This is a genomic window from Fibrobacter sp. UWB3 (genome assembly GCF_002210405.1).
In the GTDB taxonomy this organism is placed as follows: Bacteria; Fibrobacterota; Fibrobacteria; order Fibrobacterales; family Fibrobacteraceae; genus Fibrobacter.
This window is the reverse complement of the sequence record NZ_MWQJ01000001.1, coordinates 480806-506654: the sequence shown is the minus strand read 5'-3', so window position 1 is coordinate 506654 and position 25849 is coordinate 480806. Positions and strand designations below refer to the sequence as shown.

The following is a 25849-nucleotide window of genomic DNA, read 5'->3' as shown; positions in this document are numbered from 1 at the left end:
AAATATAGCACTATTTTTGCTTTTTTTGTAGGTATAATGCAAAAAAACGCATGTTTTAGGCGTTAAAATCTGTAAAAAAATTTTTCGAGTATAATTTTATTTGCTTAAAGGGCTTGTTTTACAAGCATTGGCCTGAATTCCACATTGAGCGGGGCGAGTTTTTTAGCTCCGTAATCCACAGCACTTTCCTTTGTATCAAATGGACCTGTGCGTACGATATAGAGGACTTTCCCGCTTTCAAGCGTGTTCTGGCTGATGGTGCAGGCGATGTTGCGCTTTTTAAGATTGTCTACGAGCAAGTCGGCGTTGGACTTGACTCCAAATGCCCCTAGTTGTAGCTGCCATGCGGATTTGTCTTCGGCTGGCTTTGTTTCGGGCGCCTTTGTTGGCGCGGGTTCGGCCTTGGTGTCTGCTACTTTGGCAACGTCATTGTTTGCAGCTGGAGTGCTGCTTGCAGGCTGATTGGTGCTGGCGAGTTGTTCCGCTTTTGCTTGTTCCCTCTTGGCGGCGGCTTGCTTTATGGCTTCGGGATTGCCGAGATTCTTGCAAGCTTCGTTCAAATCTTCGCTATGGGCGCGGTCTTGGACGGCGACGCAGACTTTCTGCAGCACGGTCATTTGATGCGGTTGCGAAGTTTCGATTGCGTGTACGAGGGATTCGGCGGCCTTGTTGTAGCGGCCAAGGTACATCTGGAACTGAGCTTTGGTCATCATGAGGTCCGCGTAAATGGCTTGTTGCGGGTTCGTCTTGTCGATGAGACTGTCGAGACGCTTGCCAGCCTTGCTGAAATCAGCGGCAATGCCCGTTTGAGAAAGGGCAAGAACATTCCATAAATAGCATTCAGTACGAGAGGCTTCGGGCTCGTTCGGGCAAACCTGCTCATATGCGGCTGCGGCGACTTTCCAGTTGCCGTTTACGTAAGCTTTTTGGGCGGTGGCGAGAGTTGGTGCGGCCTCAGCGAAGGATGCTGTGGTGGCAAACGCGCACAGTGCGCCTGTAATAACCAAATTGTGAATAAAATATTTAGCCATATTACCCTCTAGTTACCCTCAAGAGTAAAGATATAAATATTTTTACAAAATGGCTTGCGCTGAACGCGTAACTCGTTGATATTCCGTAAGTTACGTAAATTCGACTAGGGTGCGTGGTCTGTGGCGACCGGTCGTACTACACTAGGGTTCCGCGGAGCGTCCAGCCTCGGATGTCGTCAATTTTCACCTTGACGTAATCGCCCGGCTTGATGATGCGGCCTTCTTCCGGCTTGAAAATGACCTTCTTGAAGTTGTCCGTCTTGCCGACGAGTTCCGTCTTGTCGCGGGAGGAGCCGTGTTCGACGAGGATTTCTTCGGTGCGGCCAATCATCATCTGGTTGCGCTTGAGCGTGATGGCGTTCTGAAGTTCCACGAGGCGCGAATGGCGTGCCGATTTTTCTTCGGGCGTGAGGATTTCGGCTTCGTTGAACGATTCTGTGCCCTTGCGCGGGCTGTAGATGAACATGTATGCCGTGTCAAATTGGCAAGCTTCGAACGCCTTGATCGTCTGTTCGAAATCTTCGTCGGTTTCGCCGACAAATCCGCAGATGACGTCTGTCGAAATGGCGTAGTACGGATCCTTGCTGCGCAACTGCTCGATGACGGTCATGTACTGTTCCATATTGTGCTGGCGGCGCATCTTCTTGAGGATGGCGTCGGAGCCGCTCTGGAGCGGAATGTGCGCGTAATGGCAAACTTTCGGGTTATTTAAAAGAACATCGATAAGTTCGTTCGTATAATGGCGCGGGTGCGGGCTTGTAAAGCGGATGCGCTTGATACCACCGATTTCGGAAACTTTTGTCAGTAATGTCGTGAAGTCAGCGTTTGGCGTCTTGTAGGCATTCACCGTCTGGCCGAGCAACATTACTTCGGTGATGCCCTTGTCGGCGGCTCGCTTGACTTCTGTCAGCACGTCGTCCATGTCGCGGTATTTCTCGGGGCCGCGGAGGTACGGCACGATGCAGTAGCTGCAGCGCTTGTTGCAACCGCGCTGGATCGCGACGAATGCGCTCACGTCATTCTGCAGCTTGGCGTATTCGCCGAGGTAGTTCTCGTCGCGGTCTTCGTCGATGAACATCTTGTGGTGCGTCTTGTGCAGCGGGCTCTGGGCATCCCCGAACAGGAGTTCTGGAATTTTGCGGTACTGGTCCGGGCCTACGATGTAGTTCACGTTTTTGAGGCGCTTGAGCAGTTCCGGCCCGCGATTCTTGGCCATGCAACCGCATACGACGACTTTCACGTCGGGATTCTTCTTGCGCAAGTACTTGAGCTTGCTGATGTTGACGATGGCTGTTTCCTCGGCCTTTTCACGCACGCTGCAGGTGTTCACGATGATGATGTCGGCGTCTTCCTGATTGTTCGTCTCGACGCAACCGCACATGTCCAGCTCCTGCGCAATCATCGCGGAGTCGTATTCGTTCATCTGGCAGCCGTATGTGGCCAAGTGGTATTTTTTCATGCGCGCAAAGATAGTTTTTTAGACGAGAGATGAGTGACGAGAGACGAGGGATAAATGGTGCAAATGGCGGATGTTGCTGCTCGAATATGCGGGAAATGCGAAAATCTTATAATCTTAATGGCAAGTTCTAAAAAACTTTAAGCCCAAACGATGTGAAAAAATTGTAAAAGAAATCTTTTTGCTTTGATTGTTTGTTCTGAATTTTGTTATTTATGGCCATGGCAAATTTCTTTAGCAAATGTTTTAGCGAATTGGCTTTGATGGCTACAGCGATGCTGTGGGCTGGCTGTGGTAACGTCGATAAAGATTCGAAAAATGAAAAGTCGGTAAGCAGCGCTTCGGACAGTTTCGGTGTAGCTGAAGTGTCCAAACCCGCTGAATCGCCTGATTCTGCAGCGTTGCCGCATGTATCGGAAAAAGACGATTCTGTTGCGAGTGAAATTCTCAAAGATTCACTTGATGCGAACGCCCAAACAGTCGTATTGCTGGATTCTGCGGCGCAACTTGAAGTGCAGCGGACAAGAGATAGCTTGATGAAGGCTTTTTTCCCGATTGAATGGAATGATACAGAAAAAAATAAATACGAATATCAAAATGTTTTTATACAGAGATATCTTTTTGCAAAAAATCGTGATTCGGTTAGGAAAGCTAGAGCAGATTTGGGCTCTGTTATGTGTTATTACGGTGTTATTGCAAGACCTAATCGATTCGGTTTAAATAATGGTTCTGAAGGTCGTTTTATTAATGGTCCTGAAAATCAAATGTTGGGTAATACGAATGTAATTAAACTTAGAGGATTTGTGAAAGTTCTTTATGAAAAGATTGAATCCGTTGATAACCTAACTCTTGATCAAGAAATGCTTTTTAGAGTTAAACGTGTTTTTAAGCAAAGAATACCCGGGTTAAGGCTTATATACGGAAAATTTCTCAAAAAAAATAATGCATTTCAAGGTAAAATTGTTTTAAAAATGGCGATTGCTGCTGATGGAACAGTAAAAGAATCTTCTATAAAGAAATCAACTACGGGTGTTAAAGACTTTGATGAAGAGATAAGAAACTCTGTAAGTCGATGGACGTTCTCTAAGGTTAAATCAGGGACGACTGTTGTTTATGTGCCTATTCATTTTTATGAAGATGCCAAGCTATCATCGCAGCCTAAATAATTGAAAATTTATATCTTCTAAGCATGAATAATATTGCTAAATCTCATTTGTTCTTGCTTGGCTTAGTTCTCCTGACAACGCTTTGGTCTGTTATTGGAGTTGAAGATACTTACCTCACCTGGATTCTTGAAGCGGCTCCCGCGATTGTCGGGCTGTTGGTCCTTGTATTTACCTACAAAAAGTTCAGGATGCCCACGTATCTTTACGTGGTAATGGCGCTTCACATGGCGGTGCTTTTGGTTGGAGCGCACTATTCGTATGCGAAGGTTCCGCTTGGATTCTGGATGCAGGATTGGTTTGGCTTTGCGCGAAACAACTACGATAAAATCGGGCATTTGATGCAGGGCGTGACGCCGGCACTTGTGATGATTGAACTTTTGCGCCGCACGACTCCGATCAAGACGGCTGGCTGGACGGGATTTTTGTCGGTGTGCGTGGCCGAGGCAATTTCTGCGCTTTATGAAATTATTGAGTGGCTGGCATCGCTTAGCAATCCGACGGATACGGAAGCATTCCTGGGAACGCAGGGCTACATTTGGGATACACAGACGGATATGTTCATGTGCCTTATCGGGGCGACCATTTCTGTTTTAATTTGTTTGAATGTTAAAAAGTTCCGCAAATTAGAAACTTAAAAAATATATTTAAGTCATGGTTGGTTTTTGGGTTAAAGCTTTATATAAAAAGATGGCGGCGTTTTGCGCGCTAGCCTTTGCGCTGCTTTTTGCTGCTTGTAGCAACGATGATAACGGTTTTGTTTCGGTGAATCCTATAGGTGGCGAAAGTTGCGCTGCCGTTGAAGAATCGAGTTCTTCGGATTACGCTTTGTCCTCGTCTATTGTGGCATCGAGTTCTTCCGCGGATGGGTTAGTTTCGATTTCAACGACTGTTATGGAGGATACGCTTGAAATTTTTGCATTCGGGGGTGTGAAAATTGATGTTGTTGCGGATTCGTTCCTGACAAAGTTTGATTATGGCGATGTCGTGACGGTGATGATTGCGGGGTACGATACGGTGGATGTTCCTGTAGTTGCGGGTTACGGATATGTTTTCCCCGGTGAATTCTTTTTGTATGTCTCTGAGGGATTGAATTATATCAAGCTTGAGGCTCGTTACGGCCAAATGGCTGAGGTCGTTGGTCTCGGGCGCGATTTGAAATTCCCGATAGATGTTGTTGTGCAGATGAAGGAAAAGGGTGGCTATGTGGACCATCTTGAAAATTTGAAGTCGCTTTCAATTGCGAATTATCCGGGGGCTTATCCTGATTTGTCTATTGAGGAGTTTGCGAATTTTAGAATGGTGCGTACAACCGGAATGGGCGAGGGGGTGCTTTATCGTTCTTCAAGTCCGATTGATCCTTCTATTTATCGCAATGCAATTGCGGATTCATTGGCGGAAGTGGCTGGCGTCAAGACTTTTGTGAACCTTGCAGATGAATTGCAATATGCCGAAGAATACAAAGGCTTTGCAGATTCTTATTATGCAACGCAGAATGTGGTCTATCTTAATGTGGAACCTGCTTTTGCGAATTCGCCGTTCAAGGAAGGGCTTGTCAAAGGCTTGCGCTATATGATAGAGCATGAAGGCCCGTATCTAGTGCATTGCACGTATGGTATGGATCGAACTGGGTTTACGATTGCTGTACTCGAAGCGCTGATGGGGGCGACCGCTGGTGAAATCAAGGCAGATTACGCCACGACTCACAAGAATTTTTACAACGTGGTCGATGGTAAACATGTTGATTTAACAACAAAGCAGGTTGAGCTGCTTCAGGCGATTATTGTAAGACTTATGCAGAATGCGTACAAAACGGAAGGCGTTGATATCTCTGATTTCGAAAATGCAGATTTAGCGTCCGCCACAGAAAAGTATTTGCTTGCGCTCGGGATGGAAAAGAGCGAAATCGAAGCGCTGAGAGATCGGCTGAAATAGATAAAAGTCTTTGGGATTATTTATTGGAGTTGTTTGCGTCTCTTAAATTTTGTTATTTATAAAGCATGGTGAAAAACTTTAGCAAATTTCTTGGCAAAATCGTTTTGATGACTGCTGCAGCGTTGTGGTCGGCTTGTAACGATTCTGATAAAAAGGAATCTTCTAAATTTGATACACCTAAAGCGGAGAAGGCCAATGAACAGCAGTCTGATACTCTCAAAGAAAGGGCTATAGTTTATCCGTTAAAATTAAAAAAGGTTGATGTCCCTAAAGTTAATATCGATACTTTCTCGGGACGGATTTCAAAGGGATTGGACGGTCTTTTGCAGAATGCAGCTCTTTATGGTGTCCTTCCGGATGTTGTTCACAAAGGGGGTGATGGCAAGGTGGTCCCTAGATGCCGTATTAAGCCTTTGTCTGCAAAAAACGTTGTCGTTGAAGGTCGTGATATTGATGTTCAGACTTTTTTAAAGGTTTATCGCCAACGAGTTCATGGTTTACGCTTTATCTGCGATAAGAATGTAAGGCGAAGTGAATTTGAAGGAAGAATAGTCTTGACTTTGAAAATTGCTTCAAGCGGCGAAGTTGAAAATGTTCAAATTAAATCGACTACAATTGCCGAAAATAGCCCCTTTAGCGCTATTAATGAAGATGTCAAGGAATCTGTCAGCCATTGGGTGTTTCCGAAATCGAAAAACGGGGCGACATTCTCGTTCCCGATTTCCTTTTACGGGGAGCTTCCGCAACCATCGATGTTTGATGATTCGTCTTCAATAAAGAACAAGTAGCTTGTTGCTGAGTTCTATCCTTTCTGAGGTTCGCGATTTTCGTAGTCTTCTAGGAACGAATGCAGCTCGCCGCCGGCCTTGAATCCGGGGAATGTCTCGATGCAGACGGAGTGCAGGCTGTTGAAAATGCTCTTTTCGATGTTCGGGTTTTCGCGCTTGAGGCGCTTGATGAGCGCCTTGATTTCTTGACGCTTGCTGCCGCCACCGCCGTTGTCGCAGACGGTGCAGCTTTCGGTAAAGCGGCAGGCGCACTGGATAAATTGCAACCCGTTGTAGTTTTTCCAGTTGATGATGTCCTGCTCGTTGATGCAATACATGGGGCGGATGAGTTCCATGCCGCCGAAATTCAGACTATGGAGTTTGGGCATCATGCCCTGCAGTTGCGAGCCGTAGAACATCGCCATGACGGTGGTCTCGATGACGTCGGAGAGGTGGTGACCCAGCGCAATCTTGTTGCAGCCTAGGTCTTTTGCCTTGTGGTAGAGGTGGCCGCGGCGCATCTTGGCGCAAACGTAGCAGGGGGAACGTTCGGTGTTGTTTGCCACGTCGAAAATGTTCGTCTCGAAAACGGTGATGGGGATTTCCAGGAGCTTCGCGTTGCTTTCGATTTTCTGACGGTTGATTTCGTTGTAGCCGGGGTCCATCACCAGGTATTCCACGTCGAATTTCACGTCGCTATGGCGGTGGAGCATCTGGATGAGCTTCGCCATGAGCATGGAATCCTTGCCGCCGGAAATGCAGACGGCGATTTTGTCGCCTTCTTCGATGAGCTTGTAGTTTTTGATGGCGGTAATGAACGGCGTCCAGAGCCTTTCGCGGTATGTTTTTGAAATGCTCCGTTCTACGCTTTGGACAAATGAAAGTTCTCGTGCCATTTTCATTACCTTTTTGCGGTTACTCGCAAAGTTCCTTGTAGCAGCTGTCGAATGCGGCCATGAATTCGTCGATTTCTTTTTCGGTGGTGAGGTGCGAAAGGCTTATGCGCCAGGAGTTCAAGGCGTTTTTGCGGTCGCGGCTGACGGCAAAAACGGCGCGGGAGGGGAGTGCATCCACGCTGCAGGCGGACTTGACCGACACGTAAATTCCTTTGTCCGAAAGTGCCTTTTGGAAAACGCTTCCGCGGACCCCTGCGACGCTCAGGTTCAAGATGTGCGGGACTGCGTCTGCGGGCGAATTGATGCGGACTTTCGGATAGCCGCAGAGTTTTTCTTGCAAAATCTTTCGCAGCTCCTTGACGCGGGCAAATCGCTCTTCGAAATGTTCCATGGCAAGCGACAGCGCTGTTTCAAGGGATGCGTCCAGCGCGAGCGTCGGGGTTCCGCTGCGGTAAATGGTGGTACTGGCACCGCCGTAAATGAGCGGCTCCATGGCGATTCCGTTTTTCTTGTACAAAAGCCCGCTGCCCGAAAGTCCGTAGAACTTGTGCGCGCCGATGCTTGCCGTGTCTGCCAAATTCAGGTTTATGGGCGTTTTCCCGATGGCCTGCGTCGCATCCACGTGAAGGCTGCAGTTCGGGAATTCGTGGACAATCTTGCTGATGGATTCTAGCGGCTGCACGGTCCCGAGTTCGCTATCCACCGCGTTTACCGTCACAAGCACCGTATCTTTGCGTAGCAGGCCGCGCAAGTCTTCCAGGTCAATTTTCCCGTCGGTGCCGATCTTTACCATCTCAATTTCGTAGCCCGCTTCTTGCAGGGCCGTGAGCGTGGCGCTTACCGAAGAATGTTCCAGCGGGTTCGTGATGATGTGCTTGCCCACATGGCGCTTGGCCTGGACGATGCCGCGGATGGCGGTGTTGTTGCTTTCGCTTGCGCCCGAGGTGTAAATGATTTCGTCGGGGTTTACGCCCAAAAGTTTCGCGACGGAAGCTGTCACTTGGGCGAGGAAAGCTTTTGCTGCATGCCCTGCTTCGTGATTCGAATTGGCGTTGCCGATAAACCTGCGTTCAACTTCGCAGAATCGTTGCAAGGCTTCTTCGCATGCCGGGGTGTTTGCCGTGTAGTCGAAATAGGACATAACTATCAAAAAGATAGAAAATTGGGAGGTGCCTTCTGCGGTTAAATGAACTCGGCAAAGTCCTTGATGTGGCCGGCAGTGTAACGCGGCTCTAGTGGGAGCAAGTTTTCCGCTTTGCCGAAGCCTTCAAAAAGCGTGATACAGTCAATGCCTGCGTTTTTTGCTGCTAGAACGTCGGGCGTGTCGTCACCAATTATGATTGCTTTTTCGGGGGCGATTCCTGTTTGGCGGAGAATCTCGAAAATCCCGGCGGGGCTTGGCTTGCGTTCGGGGGTGGTGTCGCCGCAGAGGTATGTGGCGAAAGAATTTTCAAGACCGAATTTTTTGAGAATCTTTTGTGCGGGGGCGACCGGCTTGTTTGTGAGCATTGCCGCGCATTTAGCCCCGGCGCAGTTCCCATTACTTGTCGCGCAATCCCCATCACGGTTTTCATCGGCGATTCGTTGCACGAGTTCTATAACGCCTTCGTACGGTTCCGTATTTTCTATGCAATGCTCCCAATAGAAATCTGAATAAACTTTATGGATTTCCTTGATTTTCTCTTCGCTGTAGTTTTCGCGGGCTAGCGTTTCTGCGACTTTTTCCATGTCGCGGGTGCTTACGACGGGAATGAAATTGGCAGCGACAGCTCGGCGGATCAAGTTCATGGAACCGTTTCCGATGAATGTGCGCACGTCATCGTTTGAATGCGTGTGCAGGCCGAATTGCGTCATCGCGTAGTTCACTGCTGGTGCCAAATCGCCAAGCGTATTGAATAGTGTACCGTCCAAGTCGAAAATGAACAGTTCTTTTTGCGCGATGAGAGCCTTGATTTCGTCGAGTGAAGTCATGGCGCCAAAGCTAGAAATTTTGTATATTCACACCATGATGTCTAAAATTTTTAAATCTGTTTTTGCGACGGCACTCGCTTTTTCGGCGACAGTCATGGCTGAAGATATTATCCGCTTTGTGCCGGATCCGTATCCGATTGGTTATGCAGACCAGGGCGATGTGCGCCATATCGTCATCAAGGGTGCCAATATTACGAATAAAGAAATTGTTCTTGAAACTGTGATGGGCCAGGGCATTGGCATGTCGAACTTCAAGTATCCGACGAAAATTGCGCCGAATGCTCCGGTGACGATTGAGTTCGATATGGATTTTGCAGGCATGGACGGCCAAATCAACCCGGTCGTGGTGATGGTCGATAATCAGGGCAAGTCGTATGCAGCACAGCTCGACGGTTATGTGAAAAATCCGATTTTCTTTGGCGAAAAGCTTTTTGATACGGGCTATTATGCCGCCAATGAAAAGCGTGAATGGACGTTCTACGTCTGGGGAACGGACAAGAAGACTCGCCCGGACTTGGCGCTTGATGAAAATGCCCAGAAGGAATTTAAGCTCAAAACTAAGAACGTGATGCTCAATGTCGATGACATGGGCAAGATCAAGGAAGGTGGCAAGGTGCCTGGCATCAAGGTCACGCTTTCGACCGCTGGACTTACACGCACGGGCTGGGAACTCAAGCAGAAGAGCATCCGCAAGATTGTGGGCTTCAAGAGCAAAAAATTCCCGAAGGCAACGCCCGAAGTGCTGATTGTTGGTTACTGGAAGGACTAGCGCTATTCTAGAAAGGACTGGAACTGCCGGAATGGGCTAATTAATGCTTTTTTCGGGAGTTTGCCTTGAAAAAATACCGTGGTTTAACTAACTTTGGCATACTCTTGTAAGAGACCTCGGGATGTAGCTCAGCCTGGTAGAGCGCTTGAATGGGGTTCAAGAGGTCGCTGATTCGAATTCAGTCATCCCGACTAAAAAGACTCGTCATTGACGAGTCTTTTTTGCGTTAAGGTCTGCGGGCTTGGGGCGCGCATCTTGCAAAACTTTTGCCGTTTGAATTGCGCGCGCCTTGTGCGCGGGCATTTCGTGGATTATAGCCCGTGTTCGAGCGTGTAATCCGAAATCTTGATGAGCGTATCGAGCAGGTTCAGATTCTCAAGCTTGATGGCTTCATCGCTTTTGTTTTCGGCAAGATTGTTTGTCTGGTGTGTATCCCCTTCGTCGAATAGTCCCTGGATTTCTCCTGTAATAGGATATTTGGCGATGAGTCGCTTGCCCTTGTAGCCGATGTCGGCATAGCCGGTGTAGGTCCCGAGGGAGAGGCCTTCTCCGTAACCCCTCAGAAGATTGTGCCCCATGAAAATGTTTGGTGCTGCAATCCCGGCGAGTTCCAAAATCGTTGGTGCGACATCGATTTGTGCTGCGGTCGTTGTGTCGCTAAAGGCGTCAATGCCTTTGCCATGTATGAGGAACGGAATCCAGGTGGCGTTGGAGTAGGCTCCGCCGTTCATTGTGGAAACCCCGTTTTCGCCGAGGGGGAAGCCGTGGTCTGCAATGACAATCAAATAAGTGTTCTTGTACCAGTCTTTATCTTCGAATGTTCGTATAAAGCGTGCAAGTTGCCTGTCGGCGTAGCGCATGGTAATATTGATGCGTTCGGTGAGCGGTTTTTGCTTGTCTTCATCGGACATGCCGGCGGCAAAGTTAAACGGATAATGGTTAGAGCGCGTTGCGAATGTGGCGAGGAACGGCTTGCCTGTTTTCGCGAGCGTGTCGTTGACGTAAATTGCTGCATGGTCAAAGAAGGTGGAGTCGTCTTCGCGATTGCGGTCGTAATGGACTCCGTTGTACCATTTGGACATCCAGACACCGAGATTATCCCAGGCTGGGTCTGCAGCCGAGAAGTAGTGTGTCACATAGCCGGAGTCTGTCATGATGGATGCAAAACTCGGGAGGGTGACATGTGTGAGTTCTGTTGCCTGCGCCAGTCTAGAGTGGTGCGGAATACCGATAAGTGTTGAAAGAACGCCGCCAGTTGTGGGTACGCTGCTGGCATGCATTCGGGTCCATGTTCTGGAGTGCGCTGCGAGAGAATCGAGGAATGGTGTGGGCGAAGGCTGAATTTGCGGATTCATGTAGCCCGTGTTGAGCCCGCGGTGGGATTCCATGAACACGAAAATGAAGTTTGGCTGTTCAACGCGCTTGGCTTTCAAGGTTTCATTTTGGCGGAGCTGTTCAGTCGGAATGCGGTAGAAGGGTATCTTGGATTCTGGACTTGCCTTAACAAATTCCCAAAGACTATCACCTTCGATTTTCTGCCATAAAGCTTGGTAGGCCTTCCCGTATTTTTCCGCATCCTCATCGGATAAGCTTGCGTTCTGGCTTGCATTGAAGAGCTCGTTATACACATTGGAAACGAACGGTCGTAGCTTTTTCATTCGTCCGTTACCGGTCCATATGAAGTTGATGAACAGGTACGAGGCTACGTAGAAAATCGCCATAGCAATAATTGTTTTGGTCACAGGTGCATTTGCATTAGCGTAAGTCCGCTTGCGCATGAAAAGCTTAAATACAAAGTATGTCAAAGGCAGGATAAGAACGAGTACAAAGAACTGCAAATAGGGAACGGAAAGGTCATTTGCCACGTAGTCATAGAACATGGCAATGGACGATACGTCTTTGTATGTATTTGTAAGTCCTAGCGTGAGGTGGCTTCCGAGGAATCGTTGGACCTCGTTATCTAGGAGCGTAAATAGCAAAACAACGGAATGGAATGCGACATAGAATTTGCTAATAAAGGATTTGAATGAAGCCTTGGTGGAAATGAGCGAAATGAGCGCAAATACGATAAGTGCATTGCAAATCCACAGAAAGTCGATACACACGGCATGGAAAATGTACCAGTCCGGTTTCGAAACAAATGGGAATCCGTAAGGGTTGTTACGGAATAGCAAAAGAATTCGCAAAACAATATGCGAAACCCAGAAGGCAAGAGAAATAAAGATTAAGTTTTTAGAAGGTTCTAATCGTGAGACGATTTTCCGTATAAAATCTTTCATTTTTTAGTCCAGAAATTTCTTTGTACAAATCTAGCTGGCGCTTGAAACAATCGTTCCAGCTGAATTTTTCGGCGTACTTTCGTGCTTTAATCTTCTTGTCGGTGAGGTCGGAATGGTAGAGCTCGACAATAGCTTCTGCCAAGGCTTCGGGCGTGCGTTCTTTGAGAATCGTGCCTGCGCCCGATTCCGTGACGTGTTCGAATGCGGCTCCGGCGGCAGCTCCGACGAGTGCGTTTCCGCTTGCCATGCTTTCCAGAATCGAAAGTCCAAAAGTTTCCCAACCAGAAAGTGCAAGCCCCATATCGACGCTTGCGTAATAGCGAGCCATCTCGTCGATGGAATTCACAAAGCCGATATAGCTGACGTGCTTGTATTTTGCGGCTGCTTCTTGCACGAGCGGGAGGCTTGGACCTGTGCCAGCAAAGACAATGGCGGGTTCGTGCCCGAGCTTTTGCGTCAAGATGTCGTAAGCGCCGAGAACGAGGTCAATGCCTTTTTCATTGCAATGCCTGTGCGGGAAAAATATCGTGAGGCGGTTTGGGTCGCCATCCTTGAGCTCGTTGACGAGCGCTTCGTCGCGGCGGCTTGGCGAGAACGTGTCGATGTCGCAACCGAGCGGAATCCAGCGCGGGTCTGGGAGTCCGTTTTTCTTGAGGCGAGCCATCGCTTCTTTCGATGACGCTTGTACGCAATCGTAACCTTTGAATTCTTGTTTCGCGTACCAGAATGCAATTTTTCGGGTGAATACGCCTGCGTTTGCGCCGAATTTTTTTGCAACGGGGCGGCCCACGTATGTCACGGGGAAGTCTGCATGCCAAAAGCTGAATAGTGCGGCTTTGGGGACAACCTTTTTTGCAATGCGGCGTACGGCCGAGGGCAAAATGTAGGGAGAGCCCACTTCGATCACATCCGGCTTGTACTTCTCAAGAATCGGTCGAATTTGTTTGGACTTCCACATAAAGCGGTATTCCCAGTTGCCGGGGAATCGGAATGCTTCCACGTGCTCGATAATCAAACCGTCGCTTCGCGTTTCTGTATAAGTGCTTGCCGAGGGCATCACGAAGACGGAACGGACTTCATTTTGACGTTCGTAAAACGCCATCTTTTGCAAATGATAACGGCGGACTCCGCCGCCTGACGGACTCCAGAAGTTGTTAAAATCGACAATGGTAAACATTAAGCTTCTTTCATGCGGCTAGATTGTGAGTCAATCAAAATCTTGTCTTCATAGACGCGGCTTGTGCCCATGCGCTTGGAATCCACTGAGAGGTTTAGGGCGCCTTCCTTTTCGGTAAGCCAGTAGATGGCGTCAGAGTCGCGGAGGTATGCGCGCGGTCCCAAAAGTCCCATGTTCGAATCGATGAGTTCGCCACCGAGGAATATCGGAATATCGAGCGCCTTGTACAAGTCAAGCATGATGGACGAACGCTTCTCGTGGATGTCCGGGAGTTCCGGGCGGTCGGTGATCTTCATGTGGTCGATACCGTCAATCACGAGAATCAAGTCCGGATGGTCCTTGAGTTCTTGGCTAAACGTCTTGAGCAAGTCGTTAAAGTCAAGCGAAGGCATGTCGTCCCAAATTTCAAGACGGTTGTTGCGAACATAAGCCATTAGGTCGCGTGTAGCATCTGTAATTTTCTTGTTGATTTGGTTGTCTGCATTCTGTTTGCGGACGTTCAAAATCGATTCGCCGATGAGCATGGAAACGAAGCGGTCAAAGATTTGACGGCGCGGCGTTTCGTAAGCCACGTAAATGACCTTGAGGTTCGGGTTGCTCTCGATGAGGTCGAGTGTGAGACTCGAAAGCAAGAACGTCTTGAGGCCGAATGGCTGAGACGATACAAAGAAGCATCCCGACTGAACGCCGTCGATTTCCTTGGTGAGCTTCGGGAATGTGCTGAGCTTGTAGCCCACACTCTGGTCTGGCGGGCAAGCCATCGCGGTATCGAAGTTTTCCTTGATGTCCTGCAACAGCATGGAGCGGCGGTGCGAATGAATGGTATCGACTTCGGTATTGGCAATGAGGTCGATGAGCTGATCGGCGCCGTTCTTGCGGACAAACGTATCGACAGTTTCGTCCTTCGGGAGAACGATGGACTTGAGGCTCATGTGCATTTGTTCGGCGAGCTTCAAGTACTTCTGAATCTTGAGTTCCTGATTGCGGCGGTCTTCTTCGCGGCGCAAAATGACTGTGAATGATTCGGCTCCGCAGGCCTTGAGTTTGTACAGGTGGTTGACGTTCAGTTCCTGGAACATCGTGGAAACGACGCCCGGGATACCGGCGAGGTCCGCCGTGAGCGCATCAAAGAAACCTTGCACGATAATGGGGTTTTCGCTATCTGCCTGGATATTGAACGGAATAACGGTCGGGCCTGAAGCATACGTGATGTAGGTATGGCTCTTTTCGTTGTCGTCGATGAGTCTACCGTAAACGGAATGGATAAATCCCTTGGAATTGCGGGCCGGAATGGTAATTCGCGGTTCGTGGTATGCTTCGAGGTTGTCGAGGTAAAAACTGATCTGGTGGCGTTCGATGCCGGAGAGCATGCAGTAGCTGATGAACGGTTCGGGGTCGCCGCTGTAGTAGCCGAGACCGTAAAGTTGGGCTTGGCCAATGCTCCAGCCGCGGGCTTCGAGAAACTTTGCCGAAGATGGGCTCTTGCAGGCGGCCCAGTGGCAGTAACGCACAAAGCATTCGAGCACCTTGGACTTTTCGCCACCGACTTCCTTGACCCACGGGTGTTCGCTATCCTGATTGTTTGCGAGGTCCTTGTCGAGTGCGCCGAGGAATTCAAAGGCTTCGGAACGGGCACTCTGTTCATCCATGCCGTTAAAGCGGCTCTTCATCAAAAAATCGACCAGGTCGCCTTCGGCTCCGCATTGGAGACAGCGGTAGCGCCAATAACCTAGCGCATCGTAGAAAAACAGCGATGTTTCTTCTGGAGCGTGGAACGGACAGCAGGCGATAAGGTTACGCCCCCAACGGCTCAGGGGAATTCCCAACTGCCTCGGGTGAGCTTTAGTTCTCATATACTCTGCATGTTCTTGATCAATCAGCATTGCGGCCTCCTATAAGAGAAATCTAATAAAGTACGCTCCCGTAAATGCGGTTTTTTTGAAAAAAAGGCAATTCTTTAGTCTTTCATGCATTCTTAGTGATAAAAATCAGGTCTTATTTAGGAAGGATATTATTAAAGGTGTAAGTGTGATATTGAATTAAATAGGAAGAGTATACTTCGTTGAACGAATAAAAGCGTCGGCCACAACCTTAAAAGGCGAGTGCCGCGACCATACTTGTATGGTCATGGTTGAGCTGTAAGGTTGGCGCTTGCGCCAGGATGGGTTAAGAATTTTCCGAGCTGGGGCCCCGCCCGCATGAAGTTCATTCTTGAATTTTTCATAAGCTTTTGGCGATAAGCCCATCTTTATCTATTTTTTGAAATATGGTTATTCTTGGTATTGACCCGGGCTCGATTACGACCGGATATGCGTTCTTGAAAAAGACTGGCAACCAGATTCAGGTGCTGGAATATGGCACGTTCCATGCGAATGCGACTAAAAATCTCGAAGATAGGCTTGTGCATATCGTGACGGAGCTCGAAAAGCGCCTGGACCATTACCACCCGGATGCACTTGCGATGGAAGGCGTGTTCTTTGCGAAGAACGTGAAAAGTGCCTTGGTGCTCGGGCATATCCGCGGGGCGATACTTGTGGCGTGCCACCGTCGAGGAATGACGTACGAGGAATACCCGCCGAAAGTTGTAAAGCAGGCTGTAACGGGCAATGGTGCTGCCTCGAAGGAACATGTGGCGAACATGATTTTTGCACATTTGGGAATCGCTGGCGGGGATCTCCCGCTCGATGCTTCGGATGCGCTTGCTATTGCATGGACTCATGCGACCCCAGCCCCGTTGGCGCAGTCGCTTTTGGGTAAAAAGTCGAAGCCCAAAAAGAAAACGACGGTGCAGCAATGGAAAGACTTGATTGAAAAAATGGGAGGGACGATTCAATGACGGACTTGTCTCAGGATTTGTTGCCCTACGGCCTTGGATCGCCTGACTTGGTGGAATTCCAGCCGGGATACTTTGTAGACCGCGAGATTGTGGATGATTTGTGCGCGTTGTCAAACGAAGCCAAGGCGAACGGTTTTGAACTGCGCATTGAATCGGCGTACCGCTCGTTTGAAAAGCAACTCTCGATTTGGAACCGTAAGGCGCGTGGCGAACTTAAGCTCTTGAATGAAAAGGGCGAGCCGATGGAACGCCCGAAAGACGAAGAAGAGCTGATGTATGCGATTCTCACATGGTCGGCATTGCCGGGGGCGAGCCGTCACCATCTAGGGACGGACATCGACGTGGTCGATGGCGCTGCATGCCCGGAGGGCTACGAAGTGCAGCTCACGCCCGCGGAGTGCAGTGGCATGTTTGCGAAGTTCCATGCGTTTTTGACGTCTCGGATGGAGTCTGGAACATCATTTGGTTTTAGTCGTGTGTTCATTCCCGGACGCGGGAAAATCAAGCCTGAAGGCTGGCACATTGCGCACTTGCCGACATCGCGTAAGCGCTTGGAACATTTCTCACTAGACACGCTGCGAAGCATTTATGAACGCTCGGATATGGAATGCAAACGTGTTGTGCTTGCCCGCTTGCCCAAGCTCGCGGAGGATTACATTTATCCTTACTTTATTTAAAACTTAGATGGCGGCGTCATTCCGCTACGTCATACTGAGAAATGCACTACGTCATACTGAGGAATGCGCTACGTCATACTGAGCCCAAAGGGCGAAGTATCCAGTTAAACTTTACAGTCTTCTAGTCCTATGAATTTTTCTCCAGATTCTCGCGGTATTATCCAGTTGCCTTCTCTTGAATATGGGCGCTCTGTGCTGGGCGCTCCGCTGTTGTACTACCCGTGCAAGAGCGAATGCAAGTTGCTTGTAATGGCGGGAATTCACGGCGAAGAGCCGGAGACAACGTTCCTCCTGAGTCGTGTGCTCCGTGCTTTTGACGAGCCTTTTGAATCTATCGCATTTATTCTGTGCGCCAATCCGGACGGAGTCTCTCTTGGAACACGCGGGAACGCAGGTGGCGTGGACTTGAACCGCAATTTCAAAACGCAGAACTTTTCGACGGAAAAGGTCGGCTCGCGCTCGATTCTCGAAGCGCCGCGCGATACGCTTTTATCGCCGGGATCATTTGCTGAAAGCGAACCGGAAACGCAAGCGCTTGTCGCGTTAATTGAAAAACTGAAGCCTGCGAGCGTGCTTGCGATGCACGCCCCGATGGGCTGCGTCGATGCACCGCAAAAGACAACGCTTGTCGAAGGCGTGATGGAGACGTTCAATTTGCCTTGGCTGTCGGACATTGGATACAAAACGCCGGGGAGCTTCGGAACGTGGTGCGGTGATCGCGGCCTCGAATGCGTGACGCTTGAACTCCCGCGCATGTCGCTAGAACATTTGTTCGACCGTTATGGCCGTGTGTTTGCGGAATTCTTGGAACGCATGTCGTCGCACTAGGACGCAAAAAGAAATGCCCGCTCGCGGCGGGCATAACTCTTAAAAATTACTGGATCCTGCGTTTCACTCAGGAAAACGAGGGACCATTACTTCTTAGCGGCTTTAGCTTCTTCGATAATCTGCTTGCGATAGGCGAGACCCACACCGAAACCGATCAGCATGTAGCTTGCTCCGAGGATGAGCAGGTATTCAAGAATGAACGGCACCTTCGGGTTGTAGAAGAGGAGACCGGCAACGTAGGTGAGCAAAATCAGGACAATCTGGAAAATGTTGAAAGCCTTGTTCTTGCGCGGCTGGAGCTTCGGGAGGAACAGCGGGCTCACCATCAAGAAACCCGTGGCGACAAACACGATGATCGGGAGCCAGAAGAGGAACGTGCTCGAGTCTGCGAAAACGCCCTTGGTCATGAGGAATACGATGAGCGTTGCATTGACCATGCCTGCGAAAGTAGAGGGAAGGCCGGAGAAATGGTGATGATACGTGTCTGAATCGCAAGCATTATACTTGGCGAGACGCATAGCGGCGCAGAGCACATAAACGGCAAGTGCAACCGTCATCAGAAGCCCGTGGTTCTGGAACCATTCCGGTGCGTAAATCTTGTAGGTGAAGAAAAAGCAGAATGCCGGTGCGAGACCGAAAGCAACCAAGTCGGCGAGGCTGTCGAACTGGGCGCCGAATTCGGAGCTGGCGTTTACGAGGCGTGCGGCAAAGCCGTCAAGCTTGTCGAAAAGAGCGCTCAGCATTACAAAGTATGCACCCATGCGGATTTGGTCTGCCGTACTAAACGAACCAAAAGCTCCGGTTGTCCAGCAAATGGAAAATACACCGAGCAAAAAGTTCAGGCTTGTGAAAGTATTAGGCAAAACAAAACGTAATTTTCCCACGATATACTCCTTGAATTGGTTTGCTAAAGATAATTTTTTTACGGAGAAAAAGAAACTTTTTTATTGATTATCCGCTTGATCGACGGGTACAATCTCCCAAAGAGCGCTTACTCCTGCGGCAACAATAAGGTTGTTTGGGGGGGCATACGGGTTTTCTGCCGTAGGGAAGTTCGTCCAGTGCTTGGTCGAGAACTGGTAGAATGTCGATGGCCTGTACATGAGGGGGAGTACAGGGACCGTTTCCATGAACAGTTTGTTGAGTTCCCGGTATGCCTGTACAAGGCTATCTTCATTGGTTATAGTTGGGATTTCCTTTAGGAGAATGTTTATGTCTTCATTCTGGAAACGCCCCTGGTTTACAAAAGTCTCTTCACCGACAGGTTTATAAGATATGGTGCTTAGCATTTGGTAGAACCTGTTCCATGGATTGGCGACGGAGTGCTCTGTCGGTGGAGTCTTCATGGCGAGGTCGAATGTACCTCGGCGTAGATCCGAATCCCATATTGCGTAGTCGACAATCTTAGGTGTTGCAGTAATCCCTATCTCTGCAAACGATTCCACGATGACATTGATGGTTTCAACCCAGTCGTTCCAGCCTTGCGTGCACTCGATGGTGATATCCCGGATAGGCTTTTTCTTCTTGTCGAGGAGTTTCCCGTCGGCGTTCCAGGAATAGCCTGCTTCCGAGAGTATTTCTCTAGCTTTTTCGGTATTGTAGCTGTAGCCGAACTCGTCGGCATCTTCTTTGTTGAAATACTTCTTTTCTAGGCCAAATGGGAGGATGAACCCGGGCTGCATGGCGGGGGTGTAGTTCGAAAGTGCGCGAGCCTTGATTTTATCGAAGTCAATCGAGTGGGCTAGGGCTCGTCTAAAGCTTACGTTGTTGAACGGTTCCTTGGTGACCGCAACGACCAAGGCCGTAATGGTTGCAGGAAGCTGGTACGGTTCTTCGCGACTCCAGGCGCGGATGCTGTCTTTGGCCTTTTCCCAGATTCTAGGCAAGTAGATGGAAGAAACGTCCAGGTTTCCTCGGGTCATGGCATTGTTGAAGTTGTCATTCTTGTCGTAAATGGGGTGAATGATATACTTGGGTGCCGGTTTTCTGCCACCGTATTTGCTGGATCTCCAGTAGTTTTCGCTGCGCTTGAGCACAATTTGGTCCGGAGAATAATTGGCCAAGGTATAGGGCCCCGATGCGACCGGTTGAACGTCGTTCTTGAATTCGAGAATCTTCTCCATGTTGTAGCTCTTGCCGGTCTTGGCGGACTTGAGCAAAGGCTCGAATACGGACTTGGGGAGGATCGATGTCTCGGCTATGGCATTCAGAACCATGAGCGGATTCTTGTTTTCCGTCAGGTGGAACGAAATATGATTGTCTCCATCGTCTGTAATGGTCTTGATGTATTTCCAGTTGTTGTGGTGGGCTGTTGGCAGGATAGAATCCATCTTGAAGGTGTAAATAACATCTTCAGTCGTGATTTTTTCGCCATTGTTCCACTTGGCTTGCGAATTTAAGTGGACCGTAATGCTGGAATCCGTTTGACTATAGGAATCAGCTAGCATTGGATCCAGCTTGCCTGTCAGTTGGTTAAAGGCAAGCAAGGATTCGTACATCAGCCGGATGTTTCCATCCGATGGAAAGTTTGGGTCGGGGTCGAGCGGATTGAAAGTCGCTGGAGGGGACCAGTCGAAACCGCCTACGTAAAGAGTTTCGTTTCGCGGGTATTCAGATGTTTTTGTCTTGATGTTTTTGGTGTTATCGTCCTTGCAACCTGTTGCCAGGAGTGCTACCGCTATGGAGAGGTAGCAAAGAGGGGCAACTTTTTTGAAATGGACGCTCATTCTTTTCCTGCAAAACTTAATGCAGAAAATGTAGTGAGATTTTCTTAAAATGACTACTAAATTTTAGTTTACTATAGTCCAAGTTAGAGCGGAAATGCGTAAAGGACCCGCTTGGGGGAAGCGCTATATAAGGTATGGTTTAAAATAAATGGTGTGCCGGCTCCACCGGGGGTGTTGAATGTCTTTACGACCTTTCCGTCTTTGAGCGAAAGAGCGATGATTTCGTTTCCTTGGTCAATCCAGGCCTTGCCATCGTAAATAAACGGCTTGGAGAAAACGGATTTTTTCCCTTGATATTTCCAAAGCGGCGTTCCGATGTTAGAATAAAGAAGAATGGACTGGTCGGCAAGCGAGATAATGATCTTGTTCTCGTTTTGATCGCGGAGCAACTGCATGGAAATGATGGGGTATTCCATGAGGACCTGTGTCGGGCTAAAATCCTTTCGTTTTGTATTTTGAAGAAATAGCTTGTTTGTGCTGGAAACGAGTACGATTGTCGAGTCGATTCCATCCATGGCGGTGATGTTGACTTGAACTTTGTTCGTTGAATTGTCTATGGTAAGTCCGTTGTCGTCATTGAGCCGCATCAGTTCTCCGTCGAGGTTGCAGAGCTGTAGGTTGCGGGAAAGCTTTACGACATGGAACGGCATGGAATAGACTTTGCGCGACCAGACGATGCTGTTGTTGGAGCGTGATATCTTGAGTAAAAATCCATTCCAGGTTGAAGCGTATATGTAGTCCCCGCTAATCGTGAAGTTGAAAGCCTTGCCTGGCAATTGAATGGGCTTGTTGAACAAGTCCTTGTTCATGTCGTAGATGTGCATCTGGTACCCAGTCGAAATGACGATGGTATTCTCGTCAGACTGGATGACAGGGGCGTTCCCGATTTTTCCGATATACTTGCTCCAGCGCTGTTCTCCGTTTTCTGTATTGATACAGATGAGCTGTTCTGTAGCAGGGTCAACAGTATAGAGGTTCTTTTTGGAACCGAGGAGCTGCGGGTAAACTGTTTTGGGAGATACATTTAGCTGGCTTGCAAAGTTTGCACCAACGGCTTTGCTGTAATACCTCAAAACGATGCGTGCAATTTGCGGACTGCCAGTAGAGAGTCGAACGGCTTCGGCCCATGCCTTTTGGCGATCCTTTTCAGACGCCTTTTCGCGTTCTAGATTGAATGCCTTTAAAAAATGGGCTTCGGCATTGCCTGGTTCTTGCTGAATAATCGAATCCAGGAGTGGCGTGATGTTATCCCAGAGCTTTCGCTGGGCTCTATGGACGGCTTGGGACGCAAGCTTGCTGGAATAAAGCGGGCGTTGTCCATAGTAATGGGCGTCAATGGCGTAAATTCGCTTGTTGTCGAACGGTACGTATATGAATCGTCTTTTGGCAATTGGGCTTGTCATTGGAGCTTTGGCAAGGTTAAAGCCCCATAAGGGACTGAGTAACGTATCGACGGTGATGACGGAACCTTCGTTAGAGAATAGTCCGAGTGTTCCCTGAGCGAGAGGGTAGATGTTTGAAGCGTTTGCACGGACGGCAGAACGGATTGAACCTGTTGCTTGGCTGTAGAGGGTGATTTTTCCGGAGGCTTCGAGCGTGACGATGTTGTTTTCGAAAGCCTGAATGCTTTCAATGTTTCCAACGGAGACCTTCCACAGAGGTTTCTTGGTATCTTGTAACGTATAGCAGAAAAGTTCGTTTCCAGAAACTAGATAAATGTAGTTCTTATGGACATATGTTTTCTGGATATTGTCGTATTGGGCAATTGTGAAAGCTTCGGTTGCAGAACTTGCCGAAATGAAATGGAGGGCGTTATCCGGGCAGTTCAAGATAAAGTTGTCATTGATGAATTGCTCGCTTTGCAATTGGCACGACGTGTAGTCGGCGGTCCCTTTGTTGATGGCTCCTTTGCGGTCAAGAATGTAGAACTCTTTTTCTGTGATGGCTATGGCAGTTCCATTTACGGCGGTGAACTGTGAAATATTCTTGATTTCAAAGGAGGTTATCTGATTGGGCGCGTTGTGGGGCTTGTAAAAGAGGGAATCGCGTGTGGCGTTTTGGTACCACATTCCTTCAGAATTAATATACAGCAGGTGGTCGTTTTCATTGAGCTTCGTGCCGATTTCAATAATCATGCCACTTTCAATTTTGGCAATGTGGCCATTTTCAAATAGAATGTTGGCGTTCTTGCCTTCAAAAAAATGACGGATGGGGCTGCGGAGCGGAATGGTCTTTTGCAAAAGCCTTTCCGGGGCATAGCTTGTGGCCGCATCGCGCTTGGCAAGCCAGTAGGCCTTGCTTGTCGTCTTTGTATATGCTTGGCTTCGGCTGTAAAAGTGGTTTGCCTGAGCTTTGTTGTTTGCCAAGTCGTAAATTTTTCCGAGGTAGAAAAATGCAGATTCCTTATCGTCGTTGTCACCTTGACGGGAAATTTTTTCGAGCAATCGGATGGACTCGTCTACTTCACCCTTCATTTCGAAGAGGTAAATGGCTTCCTGGAGTTGCGAAGCCATCTTGTTTGCCATCGCTTGACTAGAAAACAAAGTGCAGAGGGCGAGGATTGTAAGAATCCACGCCTTGCTAAAGATGTTTCCTTTTTGCAAGTGATTACGCATCGAACTTGTAGCCTGCTCCACGGATAGAAAGGATGATTTTCGGATTTGCCTGGTCGTCTTCGAGTTTACGCCTCAAGTTCACGATATGGTTGTCAATCGTGCGTGTTGAAGGCATATTCTCGGGAGTGTAGCCCCAGAGATCCTGCAACAAATCTTCGCGCAAGACGACTTCGCCTCGACGCTGCCAGAAATATTTGAGGATCTGGAATTCTCGTGTGGATAGCTCCAGCGGAACGCCTGCCTTTGTAGCGACGAATTTCTTGAAGTCCAAGTGGATGTCGGCAAAATCGACGGCATCGACAGATGCGAGCTGCTTTGTCGGGGTTGCTTGTGCCTGCAAGTCGATACGGCGGAGGAACGCCTTCACGCGAGCCAAAAGTTCTAGAATTGAGAACGGCTTTGTCACGTAGTCATCGGCGCCCATGTCGAGCCCTGCGACTTTGCTCGTTTCTTCGGTCTTTGCGGTAAGCATGATGATGATGCATTCCGGGTGCTTCTTGCGAATGATGCGGCAGACTTCAAAACCGCTCTTCTTGGGGAGCATCACGTCCAGCAAAATGAGGTGCGGCTGGAACGAGTCTGTCTTTGCTATGGCTTCTTCGCCGTCGCATGCCGTTTCGACTTCATAGTTTTCGAGCTCGAAGTTATCCTGGAGCCCAAGCCGGATGATTTCTTCGTCTTCAACAATGAGGATTCTGTGTTGCTGCATAATCATTCTGCCTTTTTGAATCTTACGGTGAAAGTGGAGCCCTTGCCGGGTTTGCTGGTGAGTGAGATGGTTGCCTTGTGCGTTTCTGCCACGCGCTTGACGATGGCAAGCCCAAGTCCGGAACCTTTTGTGCTGCGGGTCATCTCATCGCCGACTCTATAAAAATCATTAAATATATTTTTTTGCTCCGAAGACGGGATGCCTATGCCGGTATCTGCTACGGAGAAAACGACTCTGTCTTCGTCAGGGGCGACCGTTATGGTGATGTCGCCTGGAGCATTTGTGTATTTAATGGCATTTTCGATAAGGTTCTGTACCAAGCTGTAAAGAGCTGTGTAATCGCCAATGACAAATAAGCTTGGTTCAATTTTGGTATGGAACAAAAGTCCTTTTTCGACGCCAATGTCTTCTACGTTATCGAAAACCTTCTGGACACATGCAGAAAAGTCTAGCTTTTCCCAATGGAAACCGCCCTTGCCATGTTCCATGCGCGTGTAGTTCAAAATGGCGCCTATCAAGTTTTCCAGACGTGTCGCTTCCTTGCCGATAAGGCCGGAATATTCCTGCACTTTTTCGACTTTTTGCACACGGCCGCGAGCCATCATTTCGGCAAACATCTTGATGGATGTCAGCGGCGTCTTGAGTTCGTGCGACACGCTCGAAAGGAAGTTCGCCTTCATGGCTAAAAGCTTATGTTCTTGCGTGAGGAAGCGGAACATTACGATGGAGCCAAGAAGCACGGTAATGAGCGAGAATGACAAAAGCCCGTACATGAGGAACATGCGCTTGCGCGTGTCGCGCTTGATTTCGCTTAATCCCTTTTCGTACAAGGTCAAATTCCATGATATGACTTTATCTAGAGTAACTTGCGTGAGGACGGCTGAACTGTCCGAAACATGGCCGAGTATAAGCGTCTTGTCGGAACCTTCAGTGATGGAGTAGGGAATGCCCTTCCAGCCTTGGGCCGAAGTCTTGAGCTTGGAACGCATGCGTTCGCGGTATTCGTCGATGTTCACCTTGGCGAGAACCACCTGGTCACCAGAGAGGATCGGGTAGCTCATCTTGATGAACGTCGACTTGTTGTCGCTCATGATGTCGATGCCGTTTTTGGACGTCGTTTCTTTGTTTAAGAGCGACTGGACAATATCTTTGTTGCTAAAGAATATGTCCATATAGCCGAGCTGGCGGTTGAAGTTCTCTCTCAAGTTCCAAAACGCTTCGCGTTTTTCCTGGCTCAGGTTCTCGAAAGAAAGAATTTGCGTAAAGGCGGTTTCAAAGAAAAATTTTGCCGAAGGGAGGTTCTCGATGTTTTCGCTTTGTAAAAACTGGTTTAAGACCGCGATTGTGTAGTCTTCAGCTTCTTTGTGCTTCTTTTGCGCAACGAGAATTTCAAAGTGCAGCAAGTTGACGGAGCGAGTTAAGTCCGAGTGGAGGTAGCCTTGCTGGTGCGGGTGCTCCTCGAGAATGTTCAAGAGGCGGAGCGCTTCGTCGTAGTCCTTGGTCTTGTATGCGATACGCACAAGTCCAAGAATGTTCTGGATCTGGTCGTCCAGGTTTTCGAATGAAAAACGAAGCTGGCGTGCCGAACGCGAAAGGTTTGCCGGTTGCGGCATGGCCGAAGTGACTTCTTCGCGGAACAGCATCTTTTCGAAATGGCTTGCAATACTGTTCGAAAAGTCCGAAGTCTTTGAAAAATGCTTGGACGAAATGTCGGGGTAGATGAGCGTTCCGTTGTTGTACAGGAACATCGCTTCAATGCCGTTCACCGTCTTGAACTGAGTGGCATTTCCGAAGTCGAGCAAGCTATGGGGCTGTTCGTAAAGGTACAGTGAGGCCGACTTGACTTCCTGGAATATCTTGCTCTGTTCTTTGCTGATGGTCGATTCGCATTGTTCTCGGAATGTAGCAACGCTCTCGCTGAAGTTCTTTTGTGCAAGGTAAGCTTCGTTCTGGATGTTTCTCACACTCAAGAACGAGAGGATTGCCGTTGGTAAGACAATTCCCCCTGCAAAAA

The 25849-nt window shown here is 48.8% G+C and carries 21 protein-coding genes and 1 tRNA gene; 9 read left to right on the top strand and 13 right to left on the bottom strand.

Annotated features, from left to right (window positions below; all coding sequences use genetic code 11):
• Positions 1-104: 104 nt before the first annotated feature.
• A complete protein-coding gene (locus B7991_RS02050) occupies positions 105-1031 on the bottom strand; it encodes an SPOR domain-containing protein (protein WP_088629358.1) in 927 nt (308 codons plus the stop codon).
• Between the two features lie 136 nt (positions 1032-1167).
• Positions 1168-2490, bottom strand: coding sequence for a tRNA (N6-isopentenyl adenosine(37)-C2)-methylthiotransferase MiaB (miaB, locus tag B7991_RS02045; protein ID WP_088629357.1), 1323 nt, complete (start codon positions 2488-2490; stop codon positions 1168-1170).
• A 218-nt stretch (positions 2491-2708) separates the two neighbouring features.
• Between miaB and B7991_RS02040 the strand changes: the two genes are divergently transcribed.
• The 4 genes from B7991_RS02040 to B7991_RS02025 all read left to right on the top strand — a co-directional run bounded on the left by B7991_RS02040 (position 2709) and on the right by B7991_RS02025 (position 6373).
• Positions 2709-3653: a TonB family protein gene (locus tag B7991_RS02040; protein WP_217898028.1), complete on the top strand. Its 945-nt coding sequence runs from the start codon at positions 2709-2711 to the stop codon at positions 3651-3653.
• 23 nt (positions 3654-3676) lie between these two features.
• The gene (locus tag B7991_RS02035) at positions 3677-4288 is read left to right on the top strand and encodes a DUF2238 domain-containing protein (protein WP_088629355.1); all 612 of its coding nucleotides are present in this window, start codon (positions 3677-3679) and stop codon (positions 4286-4288) included.
• Between the two features lie 52 nt (positions 4289-4340).
• A complete protein-coding gene (locus B7991_RS02030) occupies positions 4341-5585 on the top strand; it encodes a tyrosine-protein phosphatase (protein WP_088629459.1) in 1245 nt (414 codons plus the stop codon).
• Between the two features lie 65 nt (positions 5586-5650).
• Positions 5651-6373 carry a hypothetical protein gene (locus B7991_RS02025; RefSeq protein ID WP_088629354.1) on the top strand — a complete coding sequence of 241 codons (723 nt, stop codon included), beginning with the start codon at positions 5651-5653 and terminating at the stop codon, positions 6371-6373.
• A 14-nt stretch (positions 6374-6387) separates the two neighbouring features.
• Here B7991_RS02025 and B7991_RS02020 read toward each other — a convergent pair whose 3' ends face one another.
• The 3 genes from B7991_RS02020 to B7991_RS02010 are packed head-to-tail and all read right to left on the bottom strand — an operon-like array spanning position 6388 to position 9219.
• Positions 6388-7248, bottom strand: a complete 861-nt coding sequence (locus B7991_RS02020) for an ATP-binding protein (RefSeq protein WP_073423897.1) — start codon at positions 7246-7248, stop codon at positions 6388-6390.
• A 19-nt stretch (positions 7249-7267) separates the two neighbouring features.
• The gene (locus tag B7991_RS02015; protein ID WP_088629353.1) at positions 7268-8389 is read right to left on the bottom strand and encodes a cysteine desulfurase family protein; all 1122 of its coding nucleotides are present in this window, start codon (positions 8387-8389) and stop codon (positions 7268-7270) included.
• 41 nt (positions 8390-8430) lie between these two features.
• Complete coding sequence (locus B7991_RS02010; RefSeq protein ID WP_088629352.1) at positions 8431-9219, bottom strand: HAD family hydrolase; 789 nt, start codon at positions 9217-9219, stop codon at positions 8431-8433.
• A 94-nt stretch (positions 9220-9313) separates the two neighbouring features.
• On the opposite strand from B7991_RS02010, the gene B7991_RS02005 reads away from it, so the two are divergent.
• Together B7991_RS02005 and B7991_RS02000 are read left to right on the top strand one after the other, a co-directional pair.
• Positions 9314-9988 (top strand): hypothetical protein, encoded by a 675-nt coding sequence (locus B7991_RS02005; RefSeq protein WP_217898027.1) that lies wholly within the window; start codon positions 9314-9316, stop codon positions 9986-9988.
• A gap of 117 nt (positions 9989-10105) precedes the next feature.
• Positions 10106-10179: transfer RNA gene (locus B7991_RS02000), tRNA-Pro, on the top strand.
• Between the two features lie 120 nt (positions 10180-10299).
• Here the strand turns inward: B7991_RS02000 and B7991_RS01995 are convergent.
• From B7991_RS01995 to B7991_RS01985, 3 genes are read right to left on the bottom strand one after another with little or no spacing between them, the layout of a single operon-like run.
• Positions 10300-12162 (bottom strand): LTA synthase family protein, encoded by a 1863-nt coding sequence (locus B7991_RS01995; protein WP_176421740.1) that lies wholly within the window; start codon positions 12160-12162, stop codon positions 10300-10302.
• A 58-nt stretch (positions 12163-12220) separates the two neighbouring features.
• The gene (locus tag B7991_RS01990; RefSeq protein ID WP_088629349.1) at positions 12221-13444 is read right to left on the bottom strand and encodes a glycosyltransferase; all 1224 of its coding nucleotides are present in this window, start codon (positions 13442-13444) and stop codon (positions 12221-12223) included.
• A complete protein-coding gene (locus tag B7991_RS01985; protein WP_254917807.1) occupies positions 13444-15297 on the bottom strand; it encodes a CHC2 zinc finger domain-containing protein in 1854 nt (617 codons plus the stop codon). Before B7991_RS01985 ends, B7991_RS01990 begins: the two co-directional genes overlap by 1 nt.
• Positions 15298-15710: 413 nt before the next feature.
• Between B7991_RS01985 and ruvC the strand changes: the two genes are divergently transcribed.
• The 3 genes from ruvC (at position 15711) to mpaA (ending at position 17785) form a co-directional block, all read left to right on the top strand.
• Entirely contained in the window at positions 15711-16280 is a 570-nt protein-coding gene (gene ruvC, locus B7991_RS01980) for a crossover junction endodeoxyribonuclease RuvC (protein WP_088629347.1), read from the top strand.
• Positions 16277-16957 (top strand): M15 family metallopeptidase, encoded by a 681-nt coding sequence (locus B7991_RS01975; RefSeq protein ID WP_088629346.1) that lies wholly within the window; start codon positions 16277-16279, stop codon positions 16955-16957. The genes ruvC and B7991_RS01975 overlap by 4 nt, the downstream gene beginning before the upstream one ends.
• A 129-nt stretch (positions 16958-17086) precedes the next feature.
• Positions 17087-17785 carry a murein tripeptide amidase MpaA gene (gene mpaA, locus B7991_RS01970; RefSeq protein ID WP_088629345.1) on the top strand — a complete coding sequence of 233 codons (699 nt, stop codon included), beginning with the start codon at positions 17087-17089 and terminating at the stop codon, positions 17783-17785.
• Positions 17786-17871: 86 nt separating this feature from the next.
• Here the strand turns inward: mpaA and B7991_RS01965 are convergent, their stop codons facing one another.
• From B7991_RS01965 to B7991_RS01945, 5 genes are all read right to left on the bottom strand, one after another.
• A complete protein-coding gene (locus B7991_RS01965) occupies positions 17872-18669 on the bottom strand; it encodes a phosphatidylcholine/phosphatidylserine synthase (protein WP_088629344.1) in 798 nt (265 codons plus the stop codon).
• 60 nt (positions 18670-18729) lie between these two features.
• Complete coding sequence (locus B7991_RS01960) at positions 18730-20511, bottom strand: ABC transporter substrate-binding protein (RefSeq protein WP_088629343.1); 1782 nt, start codon at positions 20509-20511, stop codon at positions 18730-18732.
• Positions 20512-20594: 83 nt separating this feature from the next.
• Entirely contained in the window at positions 20595-23126 is a 2532-nt protein-coding gene (locus B7991_RS01955; RefSeq protein ID WP_088629342.1) for a PQQ-binding-like beta-propeller repeat protein, read from the bottom strand.
• Positions 23119-23835, bottom strand: a complete 717-nt coding sequence (locus B7991_RS01950) for a response regulator transcription factor (protein WP_088629458.1) — start codon at positions 23833-23835, stop codon at positions 23119-23121. The genes B7991_RS01955 and B7991_RS01950 overlap by 8 nt, the downstream gene beginning before the upstream one ends.
• 2 nt (positions 23836-23837) lie before the next feature.
• On the bottom strand, positions 23838-25799 hold the full coding sequence (locus B7991_RS01945; RefSeq protein WP_235002923.1) for a cell wall metabolism sensor histidine kinase WalK: 1962 nt from the start codon (positions 25797-25799) through the stop codon (positions 23838-23840).
• Between the last annotated feature and the right edge of the window lie 50 nt (positions 25800-25849).